Origin of the sequence: Ornithinimicrobium avium, from assembly GCF_003351765.1 — a bacterium.
Classification (GTDB): domain Bacteria; phylum Actinomycetota; class Actinomycetes; order Actinomycetales; family Dermatophilaceae; genus Ornithinicoccus; species Ornithinicoccus avius.
Window position 1 is genome coordinate 1,926,336 of the sequence record NZ_CP031229.1, and the last position, 21,436, is coordinate 1,947,771.

The 21,436-nt window shown below is 73.5% G+C and carries 21 protein-coding genes and 3 tRNA genes; 14 read left to right on the top strand and 10 right to left on the bottom strand.

From position 1 onward, the window contains the following. Window positions 1–6: 6 nt before the first annotated feature. Window positions 7–1,152, top strand: coding sequence for a cystathionine gamma-synthase (locus tag DV701_RS08790; RefSeq protein ID WP_114927977.1), 1,146 nt, complete (start codon window positions 7–9; stop codon window positions 1,150–1,152). Here the strand turns inward: DV701_RS08790 and DV701_RS18760 are convergent. Beyond that, window positions 1,115–3,547, bottom strand: a complete 2,433-nt coding sequence (locus tag DV701_RS18760; RefSeq protein WP_228255290.1) for an SDR family NAD(P)-dependent oxidoreductase — start codon at window positions 3,545–3,547, stop codon at window positions 1,115–1,117. The two genes, DV701_RS08790 and DV701_RS18760, sit on opposite strands and share 38 nt — an antisense overlap. On the opposite strand from DV701_RS18760, the gene DV701_RS08805 reads away from it, so the two are divergent. Beyond that, window positions 3,546–3,986 carry a PaaI family thioesterase gene (locus DV701_RS08805; protein WP_114927979.1) on the top strand — a complete coding sequence of 147 codons (441 nt, stop codon included), beginning with the start codon at window positions 3,546–3,548 and terminating at the stop codon, window positions 3,984–3,986. The genes DV701_RS18760 and DV701_RS08805 overlap by 2 nt on opposite strands. Window positions 3,987–4,048: 62 nt before the next feature. Further along, window positions 4,049–4,408, top strand: coding sequence for a DoxX family protein (locus DV701_RS08810; protein WP_114927980.1), 360 nt, complete (start codon window positions 4,049–4,051; stop codon window positions 4,406–4,408). Window positions 4,409–4,433: 25 nt separating this feature from the next. Here DV701_RS08810 and DV701_RS08815 read toward each other — a convergent pair whose 3' ends face one another. Continuing rightward, window positions 4,434–4,931: a MarR family winged helix-turn-helix transcriptional regulator gene (locus tag DV701_RS08815; RefSeq protein ID WP_114927981.1), complete on the bottom strand. Its 498-nt coding sequence runs from the start codon at window positions 4,929–4,931 to the stop codon at window positions 4,434–4,436. Window positions 4,932–5,053: 122 nt separating this feature from the next. Here DV701_RS08815 and DV701_RS08820 point away from each other — a divergent pair, with 122 nt between their 5' ends. Further along, a complete protein-coding gene (locus DV701_RS08820) occupies window positions 5,054–5,596 on the top strand; it encodes a YceI family protein (protein ID WP_202863674.1) in 543 nt (180 codons plus the stop codon). A 112-nt stretch (window positions 5,597–5,708) separates the two neighbouring features. Here DV701_RS08820 and DV701_RS08825 read toward each other — a convergent pair whose 3' ends face one another. After that, the gene (locus DV701_RS08825) at window positions 5,709–6,551 is read right to left on the bottom strand and encodes an aldo/keto reductase (RefSeq protein ID WP_114927983.1); all 843 of its coding nucleotides are present in this window, start codon (window positions 6,549–6,551) and stop codon (window positions 5,709–5,711) included. A gap of 28 nt (window positions 6,552–6,579) precedes the next feature. On the opposite strand from DV701_RS08825, the gene DV701_RS08830 reads away from it, so the two are divergent. Further along, a complete protein-coding gene (locus DV701_RS08830) occupies window positions 6,580–6,927 on the top strand; it encodes a hypothetical protein (protein ID WP_114927984.1) in 348 nt (115 codons plus the stop codon). Here the strand turns inward: DV701_RS08830 and pabB are convergent. Next, window positions 6,890–9,004 (bottom strand): aminodeoxychorismate synthase component I, encoded by a 2,115-nt coding sequence (pabB, locus tag DV701_RS08835; protein WP_202863675.1) that lies wholly within the window; start codon window positions 9,002–9,004, stop codon window positions 6,890–6,892. The two genes, DV701_RS08830 and pabB, sit on opposite strands and share 38 nt — an antisense overlap. Window positions 9,005–9,027: 23 nt before the next feature. After that, window positions 9,028–10,038 carry a pirin family protein gene (locus DV701_RS08840; RefSeq protein ID WP_114927985.1) on the bottom strand — a complete coding sequence of 337 codons (1,011 nt, stop codon included), beginning with the start codon at window positions 10,036–10,038 and terminating at the stop codon, window positions 9,028–9,030. Between the two features lie 108 nt (window positions 10,039–10,146). Here DV701_RS08840 and DV701_RS08845 point away from each other — a divergent pair, with 108 nt between their 5' ends. After that, the gene (locus DV701_RS08845; RefSeq protein ID WP_114927986.1) at window positions 10,147–11,577 is read left to right on the top strand and encodes an NAD(P)/FAD-dependent oxidoreductase; all 1,431 of its coding nucleotides are present in this window, start codon (window positions 10,147–10,149) and stop codon (window positions 11,575–11,577) included. A 10-nt stretch (window positions 11,578–11,587) separates the two neighbouring features. On the opposite strand, the gene DV701_RS08850 is transcribed toward DV701_RS08845, so the two are convergent. Next, window positions 11,588–12,031, bottom strand: coding sequence for a GNAT family N-acetyltransferase (locus DV701_RS08850; protein ID WP_114927987.1), 444 nt, complete (start codon window positions 12,029–12,031; stop codon window positions 11,588–11,590). Window positions 12,032–12,043: 12 nt separating this feature from the next. Between DV701_RS08850 and DV701_RS08855 the strand changes: the two genes are divergently transcribed. The 7 genes from DV701_RS08855 (at window position 12,044) to DV701_RS08885 (ending at window position 16,358) form a co-directional block, all read left to right on the top strand. After that, on the top strand, window positions 12,044–13,123 hold the full coding sequence (locus DV701_RS08855) for a PHP domain-containing protein (RefSeq protein ID WP_114927988.1): 1,080 nt from the start codon (window positions 12,044–12,046) through the stop codon (window positions 13,121–13,123). A gap of 120 nt (window positions 13,124–13,243) precedes the next feature. After that, a tRNA-Glu gene (locus tag DV701_RS08860) sits at window positions 13,244–13,316 on the top strand. A 25-nt stretch (window positions 13,317–13,341) separates the two neighbouring features. Then, window positions 13,342–13,415, top strand: a tRNA-Asp gene (locus tag DV701_RS08865). Window positions 13,416–13,473: 58 nt separating this feature from the next. Further along, window positions 13,474–13,547: transfer RNA gene (locus tag DV701_RS08870), tRNA-Phe, on the top strand. A gap of 74 nt (window positions 13,548–13,621) precedes the next feature. Next, the gene (locus DV701_RS08875; RefSeq protein WP_114927989.1) at window positions 13,622–14,818 is read left to right on the top strand and encodes an acyl-CoA dehydrogenase family protein; all 1,197 of its coding nucleotides are present in this window, start codon (window positions 13,622–13,624) and stop codon (window positions 14,816–14,818) included. After that, window positions 14,815–15,843 carry a glucose-6-phosphate dehydrogenase (coenzyme-F420) gene (gene fgd / locus DV701_RS08880; RefSeq protein ID WP_114927990.1) on the top strand — a complete coding sequence of 343 codons (1,029 nt, stop codon included), beginning with the start codon at window positions 14,815–14,817 and terminating at the stop codon, window positions 15,841–15,843. Before DV701_RS08875 ends, fgd begins: the two co-directional genes overlap by 4 nt. Continuing rightward, window positions 15,840–16,358 carry a DUF4442 domain-containing protein gene (locus tag DV701_RS08885; RefSeq protein WP_228255291.1) on the top strand — a complete coding sequence of 173 codons (519 nt, stop codon included), beginning with the start codon at window positions 15,840–15,842 and terminating at the stop codon, window positions 16,356–16,358. The genes fgd and DV701_RS08885 overlap by 4 nt, the downstream gene beginning before the upstream one ends. Before the next feature lie 69 nt (window positions 16,359–16,427). Here the strand turns inward: DV701_RS08885 and DV701_RS08890 are convergent, their stop codons facing one another. Further along, a complete protein-coding gene (locus DV701_RS08890) occupies window positions 16,428–18,305 on the bottom strand; it encodes an anthranilate synthase family protein (RefSeq protein WP_114927991.1) in 1,878 nt (625 codons plus the stop codon). Between the two features lie 138 nt (window positions 18,306–18,443). On the opposite strand from DV701_RS08890, the gene DV701_RS08895 reads away from it, so the two are divergent. Beyond that, on the top strand, window positions 18,444–18,794 hold the full coding sequence (locus DV701_RS08895) for a TraR/DksA family transcriptional regulator (protein WP_114927992.1): 351 nt from the start codon (window positions 18,444–18,446) through the stop codon (window positions 18,792–18,794). Between the two features lie 23 nt (window positions 18,795–18,817). On the opposite strand, the gene DV701_RS08900 is transcribed toward DV701_RS08895, so the two are convergent. The 3 genes from DV701_RS08900 to DV701_RS08910 are packed head-to-tail and all read right to left on the bottom strand — an operon-like array spanning window position 18,818 to window position 21,435. Then, window positions 18,818–19,954 (bottom strand): N-acetylglucosamine-6-phosphate deacetylase, encoded by a 1,137-nt coding sequence (locus tag DV701_RS08900; protein ID WP_162802927.1) that lies wholly within the window; start codon window positions 19,952–19,954, stop codon window positions 18,818–18,820. A gap of 2 nt (window positions 19,955–19,956) precedes the next feature. After that, window positions 19,957–20,742: a glucosamine-6-phosphate deaminase gene (gene nagB / locus DV701_RS08905; protein ID WP_114927994.1), complete on the bottom strand. Its 786-nt coding sequence runs from the start codon at window positions 20,740–20,742 to the stop codon at window positions 19,957–19,959. Further along, entirely contained in the window at window positions 20,743–21,435 is a 693-nt protein-coding gene (locus tag DV701_RS08910) for an N-acetylmannosamine-6-phosphate 2-epimerase (RefSeq protein WP_114927995.1), read from the bottom strand. Between the last annotated feature and the right edge of the window lies 1 nt (window position 21,436).

A 21,436-nucleotide genomic window follows, 5' to 3' on the forward strand; every position in this document is an offset into this window, starting at 1 on the left:
AAAGACATGCCCGGTTTCGCCACCCGCGCCATCCATGCCGGTCAGGCGTTCGACCCCAGGACCGGCGCGGTGAACCCGCCCGTCTACCAGACCTCCACGTTCGTGCAGGAGCGCGTCGGCGGGCTGCGCGAGGGCTACGAGTACACGCGCGGCACGAACCCGACCCGGGACGTCCTGCAGGAGCTGGTGGCCGATCTCGAGGGCGGCGCGCAGGGACTGTCCTTCGCCTCCGGCCTGGCCGCCGAGGACGCGACCCTGCGGGCCCTGCTGGCCCCGGGCGACCACGTGCTCATGGGCAACGACGTCTACGGCGGCACGCACCGGCTGGTCAGGAAGATCCTCGCCCCGTGGGGGCTGCAGCTCAGCACCGTCGAGATGACCGACCTCGACGCCGTGCGCGCGGCGATCCGGCCGGAGACGAGGATGCTCTGGCTGGAGACCCCCAGCAACCCCCTGATGAAGGTCACCGACGTCGAGGCGGTCGCGGCGCTGGGTCACGAGCACGGGCTGACCGTGGTCGTCGACAACACCTTCGCCTCGCCCGCGCTGCAGACGCCGATCGCGCTCGGCGCCGACGTGGTGGTGCACTCGGCCACGAAGTACCTCGGCGGCCACTCCGACGTGCTGGGCGGCGTCGTCGTCACCGCGACCGAGGAGGCCGGCGAGAAGATCCAGTTCCTCCAGTTCGCCGCGGGCGCCGTGTCCGCACCGTGGGAGGTGTTCCTGACGATCCGGGGCATCAAGACCCTCGCGCTGCGCATGGAGCGGCACAGCTCCAACGCGGCGGCGATCGCCCGGACGCTGGTCGACCACCCGGCCGTGGAGCGGGTCTACTACCCGGGACTGCCCGACCACCCCGGTCACGAGATCGCCGCCCGGCAGATGAGCGGCTTCGGCGGCATGGTCTCCCTCGCCCTGGCCGGCGGCGCCGCGGCGGCGCGGAGGTTCGCCGAGTCGACGAGCCTGTTCCAGCTGGCCGAGTCTCTCGGCGGGGTGGAGTCCTTGGTGAACTACCCCGCCGAGATGACGCACGCCTCCGTGCGGGGCACGGAGCTGGAGGTGGCGGACAACATCATCCGGCTCTCGACCGGCATCGAGGACGAGGCGGACCTGGTCACGGACGTGCAGCAGGCGCTCGAGCGGCTGGGCTGACCCGCCGGAGCCTGCGGGCGGTCGCCGACTGCTGGCGACGCGCGACACGGACGACGAGCGGGGCCAGACGCACGGCGAGACCGGGCGCCAGGTCGAGGACCCTGGCCTCCAGGCCGCGCCACCGCGGGGCGGTGACGACCGCGCGCGGGCGCTCCACCACGCGCATGACGAGGTCGGCCACCTGCTCGGGCCGCAGCAGGACGCCGGAGAACGACATCGCGGCGCCCGGGTCGTCCAGCCGCTCCTGGAGCATCGGCGTCCACATCCCGTCCGGGCAGACGCAGCTGATGCGGACGCCCTTCTCGCCGGCGACCCGCAGGTCCGCGAGCATCGACAGGCTCAGCCCGAGGACGGCGTGCTTGGACGCCGCGTAGACCGCCTCGCCGGGCACCGGCGCGAGCGCGGCGAGGGAGGCGACGTTGACCACGTGCCCCCGGCCGGCGGGGCGCATCTGCTCCAGCGCGGCGACGGTGCCGTGCATCGTCCCGAGCGCGTTGACCTCGAGCATGAGGCGACGCTCGCCGTCCGTGTGCTCCCACGCGGGCCCGGTCGCCAGGACACCGGCGTTGTTGACCCAGAGGGCGAGCGTGCCCGACTCCTCGACCGCGCTGGCCGCCACCCGGCGGCAGGCGTCCTGGTCGCGCACGTCGAGCGCGGCGGCGAGGACCCGGGCAGGGCCAGCCGCCTGGCTCCCACCCACGTCCCCGGCGGCCTGCCTCGCGATCTCCGCGGCGATCTCCTGCGCCGCACGCGCGGCCAGGTCAGCGTCGACGTCGGTGAGGTGCACCTCGAAGCCGGCGCGCGCGAGCCGCACCGCGATCTGACGCCCCAGGCCCTGCCCGGCACCGGTCACCACGGCACCGCCGCGCGACCGCCCGCCCACCGCGATCACCGCGGCTTCCCGGCGCGGACGGCGCGGGCGGCGCGGACGCGTGACGGCATACCCCCGGCTGCCGCGGCGCGCCGCGCACCCCGGCGACGCTCCCGGCCCAGCTCCCACAGGTAGCGGTCGAAGTCGACCTCCATCGTGTGGCGCGGCGAGGCGTAGAAACGGCCCCGGCTGCGCGCGTGGTCGACCGCCGTCTCCCGGCGCACCACCTCCGGCGGGGGCGGCAGGTAGCGCCCGGTGAGCTGCTCGGCGACCCACTCCCCCTGCGCCTGGGCCAGCGGCATCCCGCGCTGACGGTTGCAGGAGTCCGACGAAGAACAGCCCCGGCAGGTCGGGGTGGACCGTGCGCCGCCACAGCGGCAGGTCGTTGCCGGGCGCCGCGACGAGCGCGGGGTCCAGGAAGGGGAAGCTCACCCGGTAGCCGGTCGCCCAGACGATGAGGTCGGCGACCGCCTCGCTGCCGTCGGTGAACACCACGCGGTCCCGGGCCAGCCGCTCGATCCCGGGCGCCGGGCGCACCGCGCCGTCGCGCAGGGTGGAGCGGATCTCCTCGCACTGGACCGGGTGGGAGCGGCCCGGGGCGTGCTGCGGCTGCGGCAGGCCGAGGTCGGCCGTGCTGCCGGCCAGGACGGCGGCGAGGCGGAGACGGAGCGCGGTCGTCCTCCAGGGCGCCCAGCCCGGCATCGTCACCTGGTCGCGGGGGCGGCCGAACGCGTACTTGGGCAGGACCCACTGCCCGCGACGCTGCGAGAGGGTCGCGCTGCGCGCCACCCGCCCGGCCTCCACGGCGATGTCCATCGCCGAGTTCCCGGCGCCCACGACGACCACGTCGCGACCGCGCAGCTGCTCCCCCGAGCGGTAGTCGTGAGCGTGGATCTGGTCCCCGTCGAAGGACCCGGGGTATGCCGGTTCCGGCCAGCTGGGGTCCCAGTGGTGGCCGTTGGCCACCAGGACGGCGTCGTAGACCTCGGTGCGCGCACCCTGCGGGCCGCGCGTCGTCACCGACCAGCGGCCGCCCTCGACCGGCTCGACCGTGGTCACGGTCGTGTCCAGCACGATGCGGTCGCGGAAGCCGAAGTGGTCGACGTAGGCCTCGAGGTAGTCCGCCACGTGGTGGTGCGCCGGGTACGGCGGGACGTCCGCAGGCATCGGGAAGTCGGAGAAGGCCATCCGCGGGCCGGAGGTGTTCATCTCCAGCGTCTCGTAGCAGCCGGAGATCCCGTTGGGGTTGTGGATCACCCAGTTGCCTCCGACGACGCTGCCGGCCTCGAAGCAGTCGACCGGGACACCGGCCCCGGCGAGCGCCTTGGTCGCGGCCAGACCGCAGGAGCCGGCCCCGATCACGGCGGCCCGCGGAAGGTCCGGGTCGGGGGCGGCGGCTCGGACGACGGCGCGCGGTCGCGCTGACGGACGTGATACGGCATACCGCAGATCATGCCTGTTCGCGGTGGTGGCCCAGCGCGCGGTCCCCCGCTCGCCGGCCACGCCCTGGGAGGATGCAGCCATGACGCAGATGGTGGTCAGGAACGAAGCCTTCGAGGACGTGGTGCGCCTCTCCTTCGCCAGGCAGGGACTGATGGGCCACCTCGGCGCCGAGCTGGCCGACGTCTCCCCGGGGCAGGTCCGGATCGAGGTGCCCTTCCGCAGCGAGCTGACCCAGCAGCACGGCCTCTTCCACGCCGGGGTGACGACCTCGGTCGTGGACAGCGCGTGCGGCTACGCCGCCCTGACGCTGATGCCGCCCGGCTCGGAGGTGCTGTCCGTCGAGTTCAAGATCAACCTGCTGGCCCCCGCCCGCGGCGAGCGGTTGGTCGCCCTCGGCCGGGTCCTGCGTTCGGGACGCACGATCACGGTCTGCCAGGGCGACGTGCACTCCGTCGGCACCGAGGGGCGGACCCACTGCGCCACCATGGTCGCCACCATGATGCGGGTCCAGGACGGGTAGGTCGGCGGGCCCGGTGGCTAGACTCCTGCGCGTACCGGACCACAGATCGGGAGGATCCGACAGTGCTACGACGAGCGGCGCAGATCGCCCTGGGCATCCCCTTCGTCTACCTCGGCTACCAGGCCGCCGCCGAGCCAGGGGCGCGGGTCGACGCCGCAGCCTCGGTCGGGCTGCCCGAGCCCGAGCTGATGGTGCGCGCCAACGGCGCCGCGATGGTCGCCGGCGGCGCGGCACTGGTCGCGAACGTCCTTCCCCGCACGGCCGCCGCGGGCCTGGTCGTCTCGCTCGTGCCGACCACCCTCGCCGGGCACCGGTTCTGGGACCACGAGGACGCGGCGGCCCGCGCCGGGCAGCGCATCCAGTTCCTCAAGAACCTCGGCCTCGCCGGAGGCCTGCTCGCGGTCGCCACCCGCCGCCGCTGACGACGCCCCCGCCGCGGCCCCGCCGTCAGCCGACGGCGACCTCGGTCTCGGTCTCGGTCTCGGTCTCTGCGACGCGCTCCAGCACCCGCTCCAGGAATCCCTCGAGCACCTCCAGCTCCCGCCCCTCCACGCCGTCGAGGAAGAGCCGCCGCACGGCGCGCACGTGCTCGGGGGCCGCCTCGTCCAGAGCCTTGCGGCCCGCGTCCGTGAGCTGGACGAACGAACCGCGTCCGTCCTCCTTGCATCCCTCCTTGCCGACCAGCCCCCGCGCGGACATCCGGCGCAGGTGGTGGGAAAGCCGGCTGCGCTCCCAGTGCATCCGTTCGGCCAGCGCCGAGATGCGCAGACGCTCGTCGGGAGCCTCGGAGAGCCACACGAGGGTCTCGAAGTCCTGGAGGGACAGTCCGCTGTCCCGGCTCAGCTCCCGCCCCAGGGCAGCCTGGAGGTCGGTCTGGACGCGCAACCAGCGCCGCCAGACCCGCATCTCCCGCTCGTCCAGCCAGGGAACGTCATGCTCGGTCATGCCCCCATCCTAGCAGTTGCTTGACATGTCATGCAGTTCCCCGTGCCTACTTGACATGTCAACCAGTTGTGCCTAATATGGGTGACACGTCATCAAGACCCCTACCCGACAAGGATCCCAGCATGTCGCTCCAGAACCTCAACGGCACCTACACCATCGACCCCTCGCACACCCGGGTCGGCTTCTCCACCCGGCACGCGATGGTCACCAAGGTGCGCGGCGCCTTCAACGACGTCGCCGGCTCCGCCACCACCGGCGAGAACCTGCAGGACGCCAAGATCGAGCTGACGATCAAGGCCGCGAGCGTGGACACCCGCAGCGCGGACCGCGACGGTCACCTGAAGTCCGCCGACTTCTTCGACGTCGAGACCTACCCCAACCTGACCTTCGTCTCCACCGACGTCAAGGCCGTGGACGCCGACACCCTGCGCGTGACCGGCGACCTGACCATCAAGGACGTCACCCGGCCGGTGACCATCGACTTCGACTACGCCGGCTCCGCCGAGGACCCCTTCGGCAACACCCGCGTCGGCTTCGAGGGCTCGACCGTGGTCAACCGCAAGGACTTCGGTCTGACCTGGAACGCCGCACTGGAGACCGGTGGCGTGCTCGTCTCCGAGAAGGCCACCCTGGAGTTCGAGGTCTCGGCGATCAAGGCCGCCTGAGGCGCATCCTTCTCCCCGGGAGCCTGTCCCCCTCACCTCCGGTGAGCCGCACCCCCCACCGCCCTGGCGGTGGGGGGTGCGGTGCTGTCCGGGGGGGGGCTCGCCGCGCTGCTCAGTCCCTGAACTGGGTGAACTGCGCGGTGCGCGGGTCGGGAAACATCCGCACGTCGGAGTCCAACCCGTCGAGCGTGGCCATCTGCGCCTCGTCGAGCTCGAAACCCAGCACGTCGAAGTTGGTCGTGATCCGCTCCGGCGTGACCGACTTGGGCAGGGCGACGCGGCCCTGCTGCAGCTGCCAGCGCAGCACCACCTGCGCGGGGGTGACGCCGAGCTCCTCGGCGACGGCGACGACGCCGGGCAGCGCCAGGTCCTCGGCCTGCCCGAGGGGCGCGTAGGCCTCCACGACCATCCCCGCGTCGGTCGCCGCCCGCTGGGCGTCGCGCTGCTGGAAGGAGGGATGCACCTCGATCTGGTCGACCGCAGGCGTGACCTCGGCGTCCCGGAGCAGGTCCTCGACGTGCTCGGGCAGGAAGTTGGAGATGCCGATCGCGCGGACGGCGCCGTCGGCGTAGAGCTTCTCCAGCGCCCGCCAGGTCTCCTTGTAGAGCCCCTTGGCGGGCACCGGCCAGTGGATCAGGTAGAGGTCGACCACGTCCACGCCCAGGGCGGCGCGGCTGTCCTCGAAGGCGCGCAGCGCGCGGTCATGTCCCTGGTCCCCGTTGCGCAGCTTGGTGGTGAGGAAGACCTCCTCGCGCGGCAGTCCGCTGGCCCTCAGGGCCGCACCGACCCCGGCCTCGTTGTAGTAGCCGGCGGCGGTGTCGACGTGGCGGTAACCCACCTCCAGGGCGGTCTCCACCACGCGCTGGGTCTGCGCCTCGTCGACGCGGAACGTGCCGAAACCCAGCTGGGGGATCCGGACACCGTTGTTGAGCTCGAGCATGGGCTGAGTGGTCATCGCCCCACCCTACGGTCAGACTGGGGGCATGCCGACCGGGGACCCGGAGGAGTGGACGGCGGCGGACCGGGCCCGGGTCGACCGCCTCCAGGTCCTGCTGCCCGGGCTGGTGAGCCGGCGCGTGCCGTTCCGCCTCGTGGAGCCCGGCCCCGTCGGCGGCGTGGCGCGCGTGCGGATGGCCGACGGCACCGCCTTCCTCGCCGTCTCCGCCTCGCCGGCCGCGCTGAGCAGGGTGCTGCGCGCGCTCGACACCAAGCATGCCGTCGTGGTGGGCTCCTGGGAGCGCTCCGCCGGGGGCCTCTCGCTCTTCCTCTCCGGCGTCCCCGGACGCCACCCGGTCACTCTGCTGCTCGTGGGCCCGGACCAGCCAGACTGAGCGCCCGCAGCACCGAGCCTGCCTTGGCCAGCATCTCCGCGTGCTCCTCCGCCGGGTCCGACAGCGCGGTGACGGCGCCGCCCACCCCGAAGGTCACCTCGCCGCCCGTGCCTCCGTCCTCCGCCGGCGACCAGGTCGCCGTCCGGATCACGATGGAGGTGTCCATCGACCCGTCCAGGCCGATCCACCCGACCGCCCCCGAGTAGATCCCCCGGGCGGCCCCCTCCAGCCGGTCCAGGATCTCCATCGTCCGCACCTTCGGCGCCCCCGTCATCGACCCGCCCGGGAAGCACGCGCGCAGGACGTCCGTGGGTCGCATGCCCGCCACCAGCTGGCCGCGCACGGTGGAGACCAGCTGGTGCACCGTCGCATAGCTCTCCACCGCGAACAGCTCCGGCACGTGGACGCTCCCCGAGCGGCACACCCGGTGCAGGTCGTTGCGCAGCAGGTCGACGATCATCAGGTTCTCCGCGCGGTCCTTCACCGCCGTGGCCAGGTCGGCCGCGAGCGCCGCGTCCTCCTGGGGCGTCGCTCCGCGCGGGCGCGTCCCCTTGATCGGCCGCGACTCCACCCGCCCTCGGGCGTCGACGGACACGAACCGCTCCGGCGAGCACCCGAGCACGCTCACGCCGGGCGTCCGCAGCCACGCCCCGTGCGGCACCGGGCTGACCTCGCGCATCGCCCGGTAGAGCTCGGCCTCCCCCACGCCGGTCCCCCGCGCCGACCAGGTGGTCGTCAGGCAGATCTCGTAGGACTCGCCCCGCGCGATCTCCTCCTGGCACGCGCGCACCTTCTCCAGGTATGACGTCTCGTCGTCGCGCGGGTGCGCCACCGCCTGACCGTGAGACATGGACCGCGCAGGGGCCGGCCTGGCCCCCGAAGCTCGATGCCCAGGTCCGGGGACACCCCGCGCGACCACCTCCGCGACGCCGTCGGCCCAGCGCCGCTGCTGCGCGAGGAGAGCCTCGTCGCCCTCCGGCTCCAGCCACAGCGCCCACACGTCACCGCTCGCGTGGTCGAGCACGACGCCGCGGTCGGCGAAGGTCAGCCAGGCGTCGGGCCAGGGCGAGCGGTGCTGCGCGGAGCCGCCGGTCTCGGCCTTGAGCTCGTAGCCCCACCAGCCCACCCAGCCCGGGCGCCAGGGGAAGGGCAGGTCCGCAGCGTCGAGCAGCTCCCAGCCGTCCAGCTCCTCGTCCAGCCGGTCCAGCAGCGGCCGCCCCTGCCCCACCCGGTGCGTCAGCTCGTGCGCCAGCGGCCCGGCCGAGTCCACGACCAGCGACCAGCCGGAGCCGTCGGAGGAGTCCAGCCACACCGAGGTGGGCGAGGCCCCGACGAGCCGCTCGCGCAGGTCCCAGGCGTCACCGGAGCAGCCGCCGACGATCCTGCGCACGCCGAGGTGGGCGCGCCGGGGACCCGGCGCCTGCCGCCGCGCCACCAGGGTGTCGCCCACCCCGACCGCGCCGCCCGCACCCTCGTCCCCCGCCGTCGGCACCCCGGCCATCCCGAAGAAGTTGGCCAGCATCCGCTCGCCGTGCTCGGAGAGCACCGACTCGGGGTGGAACTGCACGGCCCAGCGGGGTGCGGTCATGTCCTCCAGGGCCATCACACAGCCGTCGTCGAGAGCCCGCGCGGTGAGCCTCAGTCCGGCCGGGACGGGGTCGGCGACCTCGAGCGAGTGGTAGCGCACGACTCGCACCGGCGAGGGCACGCCCTCGAAGATCCCCCTGCCGTCGTGCGCGACCTCGCTGACGATGCCGTGCCTGGGCACGACCATCTGCCGCACGCCTCCCCCGTGCAGGTGCGCCAGCCCCTGGTGGCCCAGGCACACGCCCAGCACCGGCACCGCCGTCTGCCGCAGCGCCAGGTCGGACAGCCCCATGTCTGCGGCGACGCCGGGGCGTCCCGGCCCCGGCCCGACGACGATCGCCGCGAAGCGCGCGAGGTCCTCCTCGTCCGCCGGGTGGTCGTGCCGCCACACGACGGGCGCCGCACCCAGGACACGGTGGATCAGGTCGGCGACGTTGAAGGTGAAGCTGTCGAGGTTGTCGACCAGCAGCACCGGTGCCGGGAAGTCCACGGGCGCAGACTATCCGGCGCGGGCTACCGCCGCGGGCCGAGCCCGCGCGGCCGCAGCCGCACGTGCGGCATCGCCGGCGCCGGCAGCGACTCGCCGCCGGGGTAGTCGAACGCCCCGAAGCGCCCGTCCGGGTCGTGGCCGAGCTCGGCCTGCCACCTCTCGCGCGCGGCGACGACGTCCTCGTGGCTGCGGCCGACGAAGTTCCACCACATGACGATCTGCTCGCCGAAGGGTGGCCCGCCGAGCAGGATGAGGTCGGCGCCCTCCTCGCCGGCGCGCAGCGTCATCGACTCCGGTCCGGGCGCCTCGTGCAGCAGGTGGCTGCGCGCCAGGTCGCAGCCGTCGTCGAGGTTCAGCCCGCCGCGGTCCAGGAGCACGCCGTGCTCGAAGCCCCGGTCGAGCCCGAGCACCAGCTCCGCGCCCGGATCGAGCCGGATCTCCGCGCCCAGCAGCGGGGTGTAGGTCGGGACGGGCGAGGAGACCTCCCGCCCGCCAGGGAGGGTGAGGCGGCCCAGGAAGACGCTCACGCTCGCCCCGTCGACGCGCACCGGCTCCGGCTCGAAGTGGTCGAAGTGCGGCGCCACGTCGACCGACTCCGCGGGCAGGGCCGTCCACAGCTGCACGCCGTGCAGGACCTGCTCGACGCCGGGCTCGACGACCGAGACCTCGCTGTGGCACACCCCGTGCCCCGCGGTCATCAGGTTGAGCTGGCCGGGCACGACGGTCGCGACGACGCCGGTGCTGTCGCGGTGCTCGATCTGCCCGCTGAACAGCCAGCTCACCGTCTGCAGGGAGGTGTGCGGGTGCGGCGGCACGACCATACCGCCGGTCGTGGAGACGTCGTCCGGCCCGTAGTGGTCGACGAAGCAGTAGGCGCCGATCATGCTCCGCTGGCGCGCGGGCAGCGTGCGGCGGACCGTCATCGCGCGCGGGCCGCCCAGCGGCACCTCGCGCGGTTCGATGATGGTGCTGCCCGCGCGCACGGCGTCGTCGCCGCACACCCGCTCCTGCGGCTTGGGGTCGAGGTTCGTCATGCCCCAAGTCTGGCCCGTGCCGGGCCCGCGCGGGCCTGCCGCCCGCCCCGTGATCAACGTAACCTCGTCGTAGCGGAAGGAATGCGCCCGCGCGGGCGTACCCCATACATGAGCGTCGTCCCCAGCACTGACTCCAGCCGCACCCCCGCCGAGCACGCGGGCCGGCGCCACCAGGTCCTGGTGATCGGCTCCGGCTTCGGCGGGCTGTTCACCACCAAGGCCCTCGACGCCCCGGAGGTCGCGGTGACGATGGTCGCGCGCACCGGGCACCACCTCTTCCAGCCGCTCCTCTACCAGGTGGCGACCGGGATCCTGTCCGAGGGCGTCATCGCGCCGGCGACGCGGGACATCATCGCCCGGCAGCGCAACGCCCAGGTGCTGCTCGGCGAGGTCGAGGAGATCGACCTGGTGGCGCGGACCGTGACGGCCGGCTCGGTGACCGGCCGGACGACCTACGGCTACGACAGCCTCGTCGTCGCGGCAGGCTCCACCCAGTCGTGGTTCGGCAACGACCAGTTCGCCGAGTTCGCGCCCGGCATGAAGACGATCGACGACGCGCTGGAGCTGCGCGGGCGCATCTACGGCGCCTTCGAGCTGGCCGAGCTCGCCGCCGCCGCCGGGCGGGACGAGGACGCCCGGGACCTGATGACCTTCGTCGTGGTCGGCGCCGGGCCCACCGGCGTCGAGATGGCCGGCCAGCTGATCGAGCTGAGCCGCCGCACGCTGAGCAACGAGTTCCGCCACATCGACCCCTCCACCGCGCGGATCGTCCTGCTGGACGCGGCGCAGGAGGTGCTCGGCAGCTTCGGCGACGACCTGGCCCGGCGCACCCGCCGCGACCTGGAGAAGCTCGGCGTGGAGATCCACCTCGGCGCCAAGGTCGTGGACGTCGACGCGACCGGCCTGGAGGTGGAGCACCACGACGGTTCACGGGAGCGGATCGAGTGCTCGACCAAGGTCTGGGCAGCCGGAGTGAAGGCCAACCGGCTGACGCGCACGCTCTCCGAGCAGACCGGTGCCGAGCTCGACCGCGCGGGCCGCATCAGCACCAACCCCGACCTGACCCTGCCCGGCCACCCGGAGGTCTTCGTCATCGGCGACATGGTCTCCATGGAGGGGCTGCCCGGCGTCGCGCAGGGCGCCATCCAGACCGGCCGGCACGCCGCCGGGCAGATCCTGCGGCGGGTGCGCGGGGAGGAGACCGGGCAGGCGTTCGAGTACTTCGACAAGGGCTCGATGGCCACGATCTCCCGTTTCCGGGCGGTGATGAAGCGCGGCAGGATCGAGCTGACCGGTGTGCCCGCGTGGGTGGCCTGGCTGGCGGTGCACCTCTTCTACATCATCGGCTTCAAGAGCCAGCTCTCCACGCTCGCGCACTGGGCGATCAGCTTCCTGGGCCGCGACCGGGCCGAGCGGACCGTCACCGAGCAGCAGGTGCTCGCGCGCCTGGCGCTGGAGTACCTCGGCGAGGACTTCCTGCGCTCCTCGCTGCGCACCTCGCGGGGGGAGCAGGTGCGGCTGCGCGAGCAGCAGGACTGACGGCGCGCCGTCAGCCCCCCCGAGCCTCGCTGCGCATCGGCAGGTGGGGTATGCCGTCCTCGACGTAGTCGGGGCCGCTGCGGCGGAAGCCGAAGCCGGCATACCAGTCCTCCAGGTAGGTCTGCGCGCCGATCTCGACCGGCTCCCCGCCGGTCCGGCGCAGCGCCTCGGTGATCAGCGCCGCGGCATACCCCCGTCCCCGGTGGGCGGCGTCGGTGGCGACCCGGCCGAGGTGGTGCTGGCCGTCGGCGTCGACGAACGTGCGCAGGGTCGCCACCGGCGCGCCGTCGGCCTCGATCCACAGGTGCTCGGTGGTGGGCTCGGCGTCGACCCCGTCGAGCTCGGGGTAGGCGCACTCCTGCTCGACCACGAAGACGTCGACGCGCAGCCGCAGCAGCCGGTAGAGGGTGAGCGGGTCGAGGTCGACCAGGCGGGAGGCGAGCACGTGCGGCATACCCTGGAGCCTATGCACGACCCGGACGCCCCCGAGCCCGTCGACGCGCTGCGCAGGATCGCCTTCCTGCTCGAGCGGACCCGCGCGCAGACGCGGCGCGTGGAGGCCTACCGCAACGCCGCGGCGGTGATCCTGCCGCTCGGCGAGGACGAGGTGCGCCGCAGGGTGGCCGCCGGGACGCTGCAGGACCTGCCCGGGATCGGCCCGTCGACCTCGGCGGTGATCGAGCAGGCCTGCGCCGGGCGGGTGCCCGACAGGCTGGCCGAGCTCGAGGCGGACTACGCGCCGCTGGCGACCGGCGGTGAGCAGGTGCGCGCCGCCCTGCGCGGTGACCTGCACACCCACTCCGACTGGTCCGACGGTGGCTCGCCGGTCGAGGAGATGGTCGCCACCGCGATGGAGCTCGGGCACGAGTACATGGCGCTGACCGACCACTCGCCGCGGCTCAAGGTCGCCAACGGGCTGAGCCCGGCCCGGCTGCGCCGCCAGCTCGGGGTGGTCGACGCGGTCAACGCCCACCTCGGCGACGGCTTCCGTCTGCTGCGGGGGATCGAGGTGGACATCCTCGACGACGGGAGGCTGGACCAGGATCCTGACCTGCTGGCGCAGCTGGACGTCCGGGTCGCCTCCGTCCACTCCAAGCTCGCGATGGAGCGCGAGGCGATGACCCGCCGGATGGTGAGCGCCGTGCGCGACCCGCTGACCACCGTGCTCGGTCACTGCACGGGACGCATGGTCATGCCCAGGGCGGGCGACCGGGCCGGGGACGCCGCCCGGCGGCGCGGCGGGCGGCAGGGTCGTGCGCCGAGCCAGTTCGACGCCCGGGCGGTCTTCGAGGCGTGCGTCGAGTCCGGGACGGCCGTCGAGATCAACTCCCGCCCCGAGCGGCAGGACCCGCCCGGGGAGCTGCTGTCCCTGGCCGTCGAGCTCGGCTGCGTCTTCGCGCTGTCCACCGACGCGCACGCCCCGGGCCAGCTGGACTTCCTCGACCACGGCTGCGAGCGGGCCGCGAGGTATGGCGTGCCGGTCGGGCGGATCGTCAACACCTGGCCGCTGGAGGCGCTCCTCGAGTGGGCCGCGCCGAACCCCTGACCAGGGCAGACGGGCACCGCAGACCCCCGTTTTGGTGCTTGCGCCGACCTTCACGTATGCTCTCTCACTGTCCTCAGGGGATCCGAGCAGGGCTGCGAAGCGAGGGACCCAGCAGGACAGGTCCCCATCGTCTAGTGGCCTAGGACCCCGCCCTTTCACGGCGGTAACACGGGTTCGAATCCCGTTGGGGATACACCAGGTCTCGTCCTGAAGAACGAGGCCCCGTGGCGCAGTTGGTTAGCGCGCCGCCCTGTCACGGCGGAGGTCGCGGGTTCGAGTCCCGTCGGGGTCGCAGAGCGTGCGGCGTGGTCCGGTCCGAGAGGTCCGGACCGCGCCGATGCACTCCTCACGGCCAGGTAGCTCAGTTGGTACGAGCGTCCGACTGAAAATCGGAAGGTCGGCGGTTCGACCCCGCCCCTGGCCACGAGCGACAAGCCCCGGGGCCGCCCCTGATGCCCCCGGGGCTTTCGCGTGCGCGGGGGCGGATATGTTCGGAGGATGACTGCCTCCCCGACCCGACGCCTGAAGCCGCCGGTCACCCCCGACGAGCTCTTCGAGATCGACCACCTCCTCGACGAGGAGGAGCGTGCGATCCGGGCGACGGCCCGGGACGTCGTCGCCGAGCACGTCCGCCCGCACGTCGCGGGCTGGTACGAGGCCGGCGAGCTGCCGGTGCGCGAGCTGGCGCTCGAGCTCGGCAGGGCCGGCCTGCTCGGGATGCACCTCGAGGGCTACGGCTGCGCGGGGACGAGCGCCACGGCCTACGGGCTCGCCTGCCTGGAGGTGGAGGCAGCCGACTCCGGCGTCCGCTCGCTGGTCAGCGTGCAGGGATCGCTGGCGATGTTCGCGATCCACGCGTTCGGCAGCGAGGAGCACAAGGACGAGTGGCTGCCCCGGATGGCGACCGGCGAGGCGATCGGCTGCTTCGGGCTCACCGAGCCCGACTTCGGGTCCAACCCCGGAGGCATGCGCACGCGCGCCCGCCGTGACGGCGCGGACTGGGTGCTCGACGGCACCAAGACCTGGATCACGAACGGCTCGGTGGCGCAGGTCGCGGTCGTCTGGGCGCAGACCGACGACGGCGTGCGCGGTTTCGTCGTGCCCACGTCCACACCCGGTTTCACCGCGACCACGATCCATCACAAGATGTCGCTGCGCGCCTCGGTCACCAGCGAGCTCGTCCTCGACGGTGTGCGGCTGCCGGCGTCGGCCGAGCTGCCGGGCGTCCAGGGTCTGAAGGGCCCGCTGAGCTGCCTCAACGAGGCGCGCTTCGGCATCGTCTTCGGCGCCGTCGGCGCGGCTCGGGACTGCCTGCTGACCGCGCTCGACTACGCGGGCACGCGCGTGCAGTTCGACCGGCCGATCGGCGCCTTCCAGCTCACCCAGGCCAAGCTGGCCGATATGACGCTCGAGTACGGCAAGGCCCTGCTCCTGGCGCTCCACCTGGGCCGCATCAAGGACGAGCACGGCGCGGCGCCGGCGCAGATCAGCCTGGGCAAGCTCAACAACGTGCGCGAGGCCATCCAGATCGCGCGCACCAGCCGGACGATCCTCGGCGCCAACGGGATCAGCGCGGAGTATCCGGTGATGCGGCACGCCAACAACCTCGAGTCCGTCCTCACCTACGAAGGGACCAGCGAGATGCACGCCCTGACCATCGGCCAGGTCCTGACCGGGGAGCAGGCGTTCCGGTGAGCGGCCTGAAGATCGGTTACAAGGCCTCGGCGGAGCAGTTCGCGCCGCGCGAGCTCGTCGAGCTCGGCGTCGCGGCCGAGGAGGCGGGTATGCAGTCCGCCTTCGTCTCCGACCACTTCCAGCCCTGGCGGCACGAGGGCGGGCACGCGCCGTTCGCCCTGGCGTGGCTGGGCGCGGTCGGCGAGCGCACGACCGGGATCACGCTCGGCACGTCGGTGATGACACCGACCTTCCGCTACAACCCGGCCGTCGTGGCGCAGGCGTTCGCGACGCTGGGCTGCCTCTACCCGGGGCGGATCATCCTCGGCGTCGGCTCCGGCGAGGCGCTCAACGAGATCGCCACCGGGTCCCTGCCGGGCGGCTGGCCCGACTTCAAGGAGCGCTTCGCCCGGCTTCGCGAGTCGGTGCGCCTGGTGCGCGAGCTGTGGGGCGGGGAGCGGACGAGCTTCGAGGGGGAGTTCTACTCCACCGGCGGCGCGACGCTCTACGACGTGCCCGACCGGCCGGTGCCCGTCTTCGTCGCCGCGGGCGGGCCGACCATGGCGAAGTACGCCGGGCGCGCCGGCGACGGCTTCATCTGCACCAGCGGCAAGGGGATGGAGCTCTACACCGACACGCTCCTGCCCGCGGTCGCCGAGGGCCGGTCGGCGTCCAAGGACCCCGACCGGCCGATCGAGAAGATGATCGAGATCAAGATCTCCTACGACCGCGACCACGACGTGGCCCTGGAGAACACCCGCTTCTGGGCCCCGTTGTCGCTGACGCCGGAGCAGAAGCACAGCATCGAGGACCCGGTCGAGATGGAACGCTTCGCCGACCAGCTGCCGATCGAGCAGGTGGCCCGACGGTGGATCGTGGCCAGCGACCCCGCCGAGGCCGTCGAGCAGATGCGCCCCTACGTCGCCGCGGGCTTCGACCACCTGGTGCTCCACGCACCCGGGCACGACCAGCGGCGCTTCCTGGAGCAGTACGCCGAGGACCTGGCCGACCCGCTGCACGCGCTCGCGACGGAGCTGCCCTCGTGACGGGTCCCACCACGACGGCCAGACCCGATCAGCAGATCAGCCGGCTGAAGGCCCTGGCGACGTCGGGGCGCGGCCTGCGCCACGGCATGAACCTCTGGCCGCCGTTCCTGTTCACCGGCATCCGGGTGCAGCACCTGTCCGACGACTTCCGCTCCACCCGGGTCGTGCTCAGGCACACGCCCCTCACCAGCAACTACGTGGGCACCGCCTTCGGCGGGTCGGTCTTCGCGATGACCGACCCGTTCTGGATGATCATGGTCCTGCGCAACCTGGGCCCGGACTACGTGGTGTGGGACAGGGCGGCGCAGATCGAGTTCGTCGCCCCCGGGCGCGGGAGGCTCACCGCGACGTTCGGGCTCACCGAGGACGTGCTCGACGAGCTGCGCGAGGCCGCGGCCGGCGGCGCCAAGGTGCTGCGCTGGTTCAGCACCGACGTGGTCGCCGACGACGGCACGGTCGTGGCCCGCGTGCGCAAGCAGCTCTACGTGCGGGAGAAGCGGCCCTCCCAGGCCTGATCCCCGCGACGGGGCGCCCGGGCCGGGCTGGCGGGGCCACCGCATGGCACGTGCTGCCGGCGGGCAGGCTCAGGCCAGCGCGTGCCGCAGCAGCCCATGCAGGGTGACGAGCCCGTCCCTGGACAGCACCGACTCGGCGTGCCCCTGGATGGTGGCGACGCCGGGGCCGCGCAGCCCGACCACCGCGTCGTCCGGCTCGTGCACCGCCACCTCGAGCGGGCGCCCGCCCACCGACACCTGGCCGACGGGGGGCTGCGCGACGAAGGTGTTGTAGAACCCGATCCGCCGCACCTGCCCAAAGAGGTCCACGGGAAGCTGCACGCCCTGGTTGGGCCGGGGCAGCTTGACGATCTGCATCCCCGCCATCGCGGCCAGCACCTGGTGCGAGAGGCACACCGCCAGCAGCGGCGTGCCGGCGTCCAGCCGGGCCTGCGCCAGCTCGCGCAGCCGCACGATCCGCTCGTCGCCCAGGTCCGCAGGGTCGCCCGGTCCCGGGCCGAGCAGGACGAGGTCCCACCCGGGGTCGAGGACGTCCTGCGGCCCGACTCGCTCCCACCGCCGCACCTCGGCGACCATCCCGACGTGCCGGACCATGTGGGCGAGCATCTGGGTCCAGGTGTCCTCGGCGTCGACGACCAGCACCCGCCTGCCCGCGAGGTCGGGGTCGGGCCGCGATTCCTGCGGCGACAGCCAGAACGGCGAGAGCGACTCGTTGCGGGCGGCCAGGTCCTCGGCGACGCCGGGGAGGGAGGCGAGCTGCACGTCATACCCGGGCCGGCGGCGGGGGCGCAGACCCAGCGCGGCGAGCATGCCGCGCGCCTTGGCCGCGGTCTCGGCGACCTCGGAACGGGGGTCCGAGTGGCGCACCAGGGTCGCCCCGGCGCTGACCGTGATCGTGCCGGCGTGATCGACGTGGGCGGTGCGGATGAGGATCGGCGCGTCGAGACGCTCGCCGCCCTCCTCGTCGAGGTCGACCAGCGCGAGCACGCCCGAGTAGTAGCCGCGTCCCTGCGGCTCGTGGCGACGGATCACGCTGCAGGCGTTCTCCATCGGCGAGCCGGTCACGGTCGGCGCGAACATCGTGGCCCGCAGCACGTCGCGCACGTCGGCCTCGCTGGAGCCGTCCAGGAGGTACTCCGTGTGCGTCAGGTGCGCCATCTGCTTGAGGTAGGGCCCGGTGATCCGCCCGCCGTGCGAGCAGATCTGCGCCATCATCTTCATCTCCTCGTCGACCACCATGAAGAGCTCCTCGGTCTCCTTGGTGTCCTTGACGAAGCTCCTGAACCGCGGCTCGAGCTCGGCCTCCTCCTGGGGGTGGCGGAAGGTGCCGGAGATCGGGTTCATCCACACCCGGCCGCCCCTGACGCTGACGTGCCGCTCGGGCGTCGCGCCGACGAGCGTGTGGCCGGGGGTGTGCACGGCGAAGGTCCAGTAGGCCCCGCGCTCGTCGGTGAGCAGGGTCCGTAGCCAGGTCAGCGCGGCGGTGGCAGGATCGGCGTGGGTCTGCGCGACCACGTCGCGGCGGATGACGAAGTTGGCGCCCTCGCCGTCGCCGATCTCCTCCTCGATGACGCGCTGGACCGTGGCGGCGTAGTCGTCGTCGCTGACGCTGAAGCTCTCGTCGGTGACCGCGACCGGGGCGCTCGGCAGCGCCTCGATCAGGTCCTCCAGCGCGATCCTCCGGTAGGCCGTGGCGTCCGCCGGCCGCAGCACGCGCAGCGGGGTTCGGTCGTCGTGGACGGCGAAGCCGCGCTCGGAGATCTGCCGGTAGGGCACGAGCGCGAGCACCGGTGCCCCGACCTCGGGCCGCGGCAGGTCGCGCAGCAGATCCAGGTCGACCACCTCGCCCAGGATCAGCTCGGCCCGGTCCTCGCCCTCGCGCCACAGGATCGCCCAGGACTGCCCGGAGGGGTCGGCGAGGATCTGGTCGAGGAGGCGCTGCGGCATGCGCGACAGTCTCCCACCCGGTGACCTGGCGCGGGGACGAGGAGCAGGACCGCACGCGCCTCCGGTCGGCGCCGACCGGAGGCCGCAGGACCCGTCCGCAGGAATGCAGGACCCCGGACGGCGGTTGGACGGCACATCATGCCTGTGTCTGCTGCCGACCTCCTGCTCGACGAGCGCACCTCCTTGCACGCCCGCATCCGGCAGCTGCAGGAGGCGATGGGCGTCATCGTCGAGTCCTCCCGGGACTCCAACGCCGACGACGAGCACGACCCCGAGGGCCAGACGATCGCCTTCGAACGCGCGCAGCTCGCGGCGGTGACCGACCAGGCCGTCGCGCACCTGGCCGAGGTCGACGCCGCCCTGGACCGGGTCGCGCAGGGGTCCTACGGCCGCTGCGAGGTGTGCCGGCAGCCGATCGCCCCGGCCCGGCTGGAGGTGCGACCGACCGCGCGCACCTGCGTGCAGCACGCCCCCGGCCGCACGCGCTGACCTGCCCTGCAGACTGCTCGGCCTCAGCCTGCGACCCAGCCTCCCGCCCGCATGACGCCCTGCACGTGCAGCTCGTCGTCCAGCCCCACCAGGTCGGCCACCCGCCCCGCCTCGAGCCGCCCGACGTCGGACCAGCCCATCGCGGCCGCCGGTGCCGCCGTGGCCGCGTGCACCGCCTGGAGCAGCGGCACGCCCGCCGCGACGGCCGTGCGCACCGCCCGGTCCATGCTCAGCGTGCTGCCGGCGATCGAGCCCGGCCCTCCGTCCTCCCCGACGAGCCTGGCGACACCGTCGAGGACCTGCACGTCGAGCCGGCCCAGGAGGTAGCGGCCGTCGTCGGCGAGCGCGGCGGCCATCGCGTCCGAGACGAGCACCCAGCGCCCTCCCGCCCGCCGGGCCGTGTCGCGCACGACCGCGGGGTGCTGGTGCACGCCGTCCGCGATCGTCTCCACCCACACCCGCTCGTCGGTCAGCAGTGCCAGCGTCGGCCCCGGCTCCCGGTGGTGCAGCGGCCGCTCCCCGTTGTAGAGGTGCGTGGCCACGCTCGCGCCGGCCTCGACGGCCGCCCGGGTCTGGTCGAAGGTCGCGTCGGTGTGCCCGACCGCCACCCGCACCCCGCACGAGACGAGCAGCCGCGTCGCCTCCAGCGCCCCGTCCCGCTCGGGCGCCAGGGTCACCATCACCAGCGCGTCGCCGGCGGCGGCGGCCAGCGCCTCCACGTCGGCCGTCGCCGGGTCGACGAGCAGAGCGGGCGGGTGCGCCCCGCACCACCGTTCGGACAGCCAGGGCCCCTCGAGGTGGATGCCGCCCAGCTCCCCCGCCTCGACCAGCGGGCGCAGCGCCCGCACCTGCTCGGTCAGCACCTCGATCGACTCGGTCACCAGGCTGGCGACGACGGTGGTGGTCCCCTTCCGCAGGTGCGCGTCCCGCGCGACGATCGCCGCCTCCGGCCCGTCCCCGAAGGCCGCCCCCCCACCTCCGTGGTTGTGCACGTCGACGAAGCCGGGCGCGAGCACGGCGTGCCGCGGGCCCCCGGCCAGGCCGGCCGGAGCCGCGCCGCCGCCGACCTCGACGATCCGGTCCTGCTCGACCACGACCCAGCCGTCGACCAGCTCCCGGTCCGGGGTGAGGACGCGGTCACCGCGGACGAGGGCCGGCACCGCTAGAACCCCTGCCAGGCAGGCTTCACCGCGTAGGCCTCACGGTAGTAGTCCTTGAGCTGCAGCCGGGAGGCCGCCGCGCCGTCCAGGATCACCGTCACGTGCGCGTGCAGCTGGAGCGCAGACGCCGGCCAGAGCGCGCTGACCGCTCCCTCGACCAGGCTGTGCACCGCCTCGGCCTTGGCCACGCCCATGGCGACCAGCACCAGGTGGCGCGCGTCGAGGATCGTGCCGATCCCCTGGGTGATGCAGTGCTGCGGCACCGCGGCCACGTCGCCGCCGAAGAAGCGGGCGTTGTCCCGGCGGGTCTGGCCGGTCAGGGTCTTGATGCGGGTCCGCGAGCCGAGCGAGGAGCCCGGCTCGTTGAAGGCGACGTGCCCGTCGCTGCCGACGCCGAGCAGCTGCACGTCGACACCCCCGGCGTCGGCGATCGCCTGCTCGTAGGCGGAGCACGCCTCCCGCACGTCCTCGGCCAGCCCGTCCGGGCCCTGCACCTGCGCGGGGATGAGGTCGACGTGGTCGACGAAGTCCCGCATGATCACCTCGCGATAGGACTCCGGGTGGCCGGGCGGCAGCCCGACGTACTCGTCGAGCAGGAACGCCCGGCACCCGGCCAGGCTCAGCTCTGCCCGCCGCACCCTCGCCGCCAGCTCCTGGTAGACCGGGAGCGGGCTGGAGCCGGTGGCCAGGCCGAGCACGCTGCTGGGATCGGCGAGGACGTGCTGGGCGACCGCGTCCGCACCGACCCTGCCTACCTGCTCCTCGTCCTCGAGGATGACGACCTCCATCTATCCGGCTCCGATCGCGTCGACGAACCACCTGGTCAGCGAGGTGGGGTGGGTGATGGCCGTCCCGACGCACACGGCGTGCGCCCCGGCCTCGAGCGCGGCACGCGCCTGCTCGTGGGTGTGGATCCGCCCCTCGGCGAAGACCGGGTGCTCCGCCAGCTCGCGGGTCACCGCGCGCAGCAGCTCCAGGTCGGGTCCCTCGGTCCTCGGCCGCGCCCCGGTGTAGCCGGCCAGCGTCGTCCCCACGACGTCGGCGCCGGCCTCCGCGGCGGCGACGGCGGAGGAGAGGTCGTCGCAGTCAGCCATGACGAGCACGCCGCACTCCTCGTGCAGCATCCGCACCAGGTCGGCCACCGTGCTGCCGTCGGGGCGCGGGCGCAGGGTCGCGTCGAGCGCGACCACGTGCGCGCCCGCCTCGGCGACGGCGCGCGCGTGCCGCAGGGTCGGGGTGATGTAGACCCCCTCGTCCCCGTCCTTCCACAGCCCGATCACCGGCACGTCCACCGCCCCGACGGTGGCGCGCACGTCGTCCAGCCCCTGCACGCGCACGGCGGCCGCGCCGCCCTCCACCACGGCCTGCGCCACCCGCGCCATCGTCTCCGGCGTGCGCATCGGCTCGCCCGGGTAGGCCTGGCAGGAGACGACGAGCCGGCCGGCCGTCCTGGTCAGCAGGTCCTCGGTGGTCAGGGGCATC

Bases quoted from the DNA above. Each gene is read 5' to 3' on its own strand.
- DV701_RS08790 (WP_114927977.1), top strand. From the start codon at position 7: ATGCCCGGTTTCGCCACCCGCGCCATCCATGCCGGTCAGGCGTTCGAC.
- DV701_RS08805 (WP_114927979.1), top strand. From the start codon at position 3,546: ATGACGCAGATGGTGGTCAGGAACGAAGCCTTCGAGGACGTGGTGCGC.
- DV701_RS18760 (WP_228255290.1), bottom strand. From the start codon at position 3,547: ATGGCTGCATCCTCCCAGGGCGTGGCCGGCGAGCGGGGGACCGCGCGC.
- DV701_RS08815 (WP_114927981.1), bottom strand. From the start codon at position 4,931: ATGACCGAGCATGACGTTCCCTGGCTGGACGAGCGGGAGATGCGGGTC.
- DV701_RS08820 (WP_202863674.1), top strand. From the start codon at position 5,054: ATGTCGCTCCAGAACCTCAACGGCACCTACACCATCGACCCCTCGCAC.
- DV701_RS08825 (WP_114927983.1), bottom strand. From the start codon at position 6,551: ATGACCACTCAGCCCATGCTCGAGCTCAACAACGGTGTCCGGATCCCC.
- DV701_RS08830 (WP_114927984.1), top strand. From the start codon at position 6,580: ATGCCGACCGGGGACCCGGAGGAGTGGACGGCGGCGGACCGGGCCCGG.
- DV701_RS08840 (WP_114927985.1), bottom strand. From the start codon at position 10,038: ATGACGAACCTCGACCCCAAGCCGCAGGAGCGGGTGTGCGGCGACGAC.
- DV701_RS08845 (WP_114927986.1), top strand. From the start codon at position 10,147: ATGAGCGTCGTCCCCAGCACTGACTCCAGCCGCACCCCCGCCGAGCAC.
- DV701_RS08850 (WP_114927987.1), bottom strand. From the start codon at position 12,031: ATGCCGCACGTGCTCGCCTCCCGCCTGGTCGACCTCGACCCGCTCACC.
- DV701_RS08855 (WP_114927988.1), top strand. From the start codon at position 12,044: ATGCACGACCCGGACGCCCCCGAGCCCGTCGACGCGCTGCGCAGGATC.
- DV701_RS08875 (WP_114927989.1), top strand. From the start codon at position 13,622: ATGACTGCCTCCCCGACCCGACGCCTGAAGCCGCCGGTCACCCCCGAC.
- DV701_RS08890 (WP_114927991.1), bottom strand. From the start codon at position 18,305: ATGCCGCAGCGCCTCCTCGACCAGATCCTCGCCGACCCCTCCGGGCAG.
- DV701_RS08895 (WP_114927992.1), top strand. From the start codon at position 18,444: ATGCCTGTGTCTGCTGCCGACCTCCTGCTCGACGAGCGCACCTCCTTG.
- nagB (WP_114927994.1), bottom strand. From the start codon at position 20,742: ATGGAGGTCGTCATCCTCGAGGACGAGGAGCAGGTAGGCAGGGTCGGT.
- DV701_RS08910 (WP_114927995.1), bottom strand. From the start codon at position 21,435: ATGCCCCTGACCACCGAGGACCTGCTGACCAGGACGGCCGGCCGGCTC.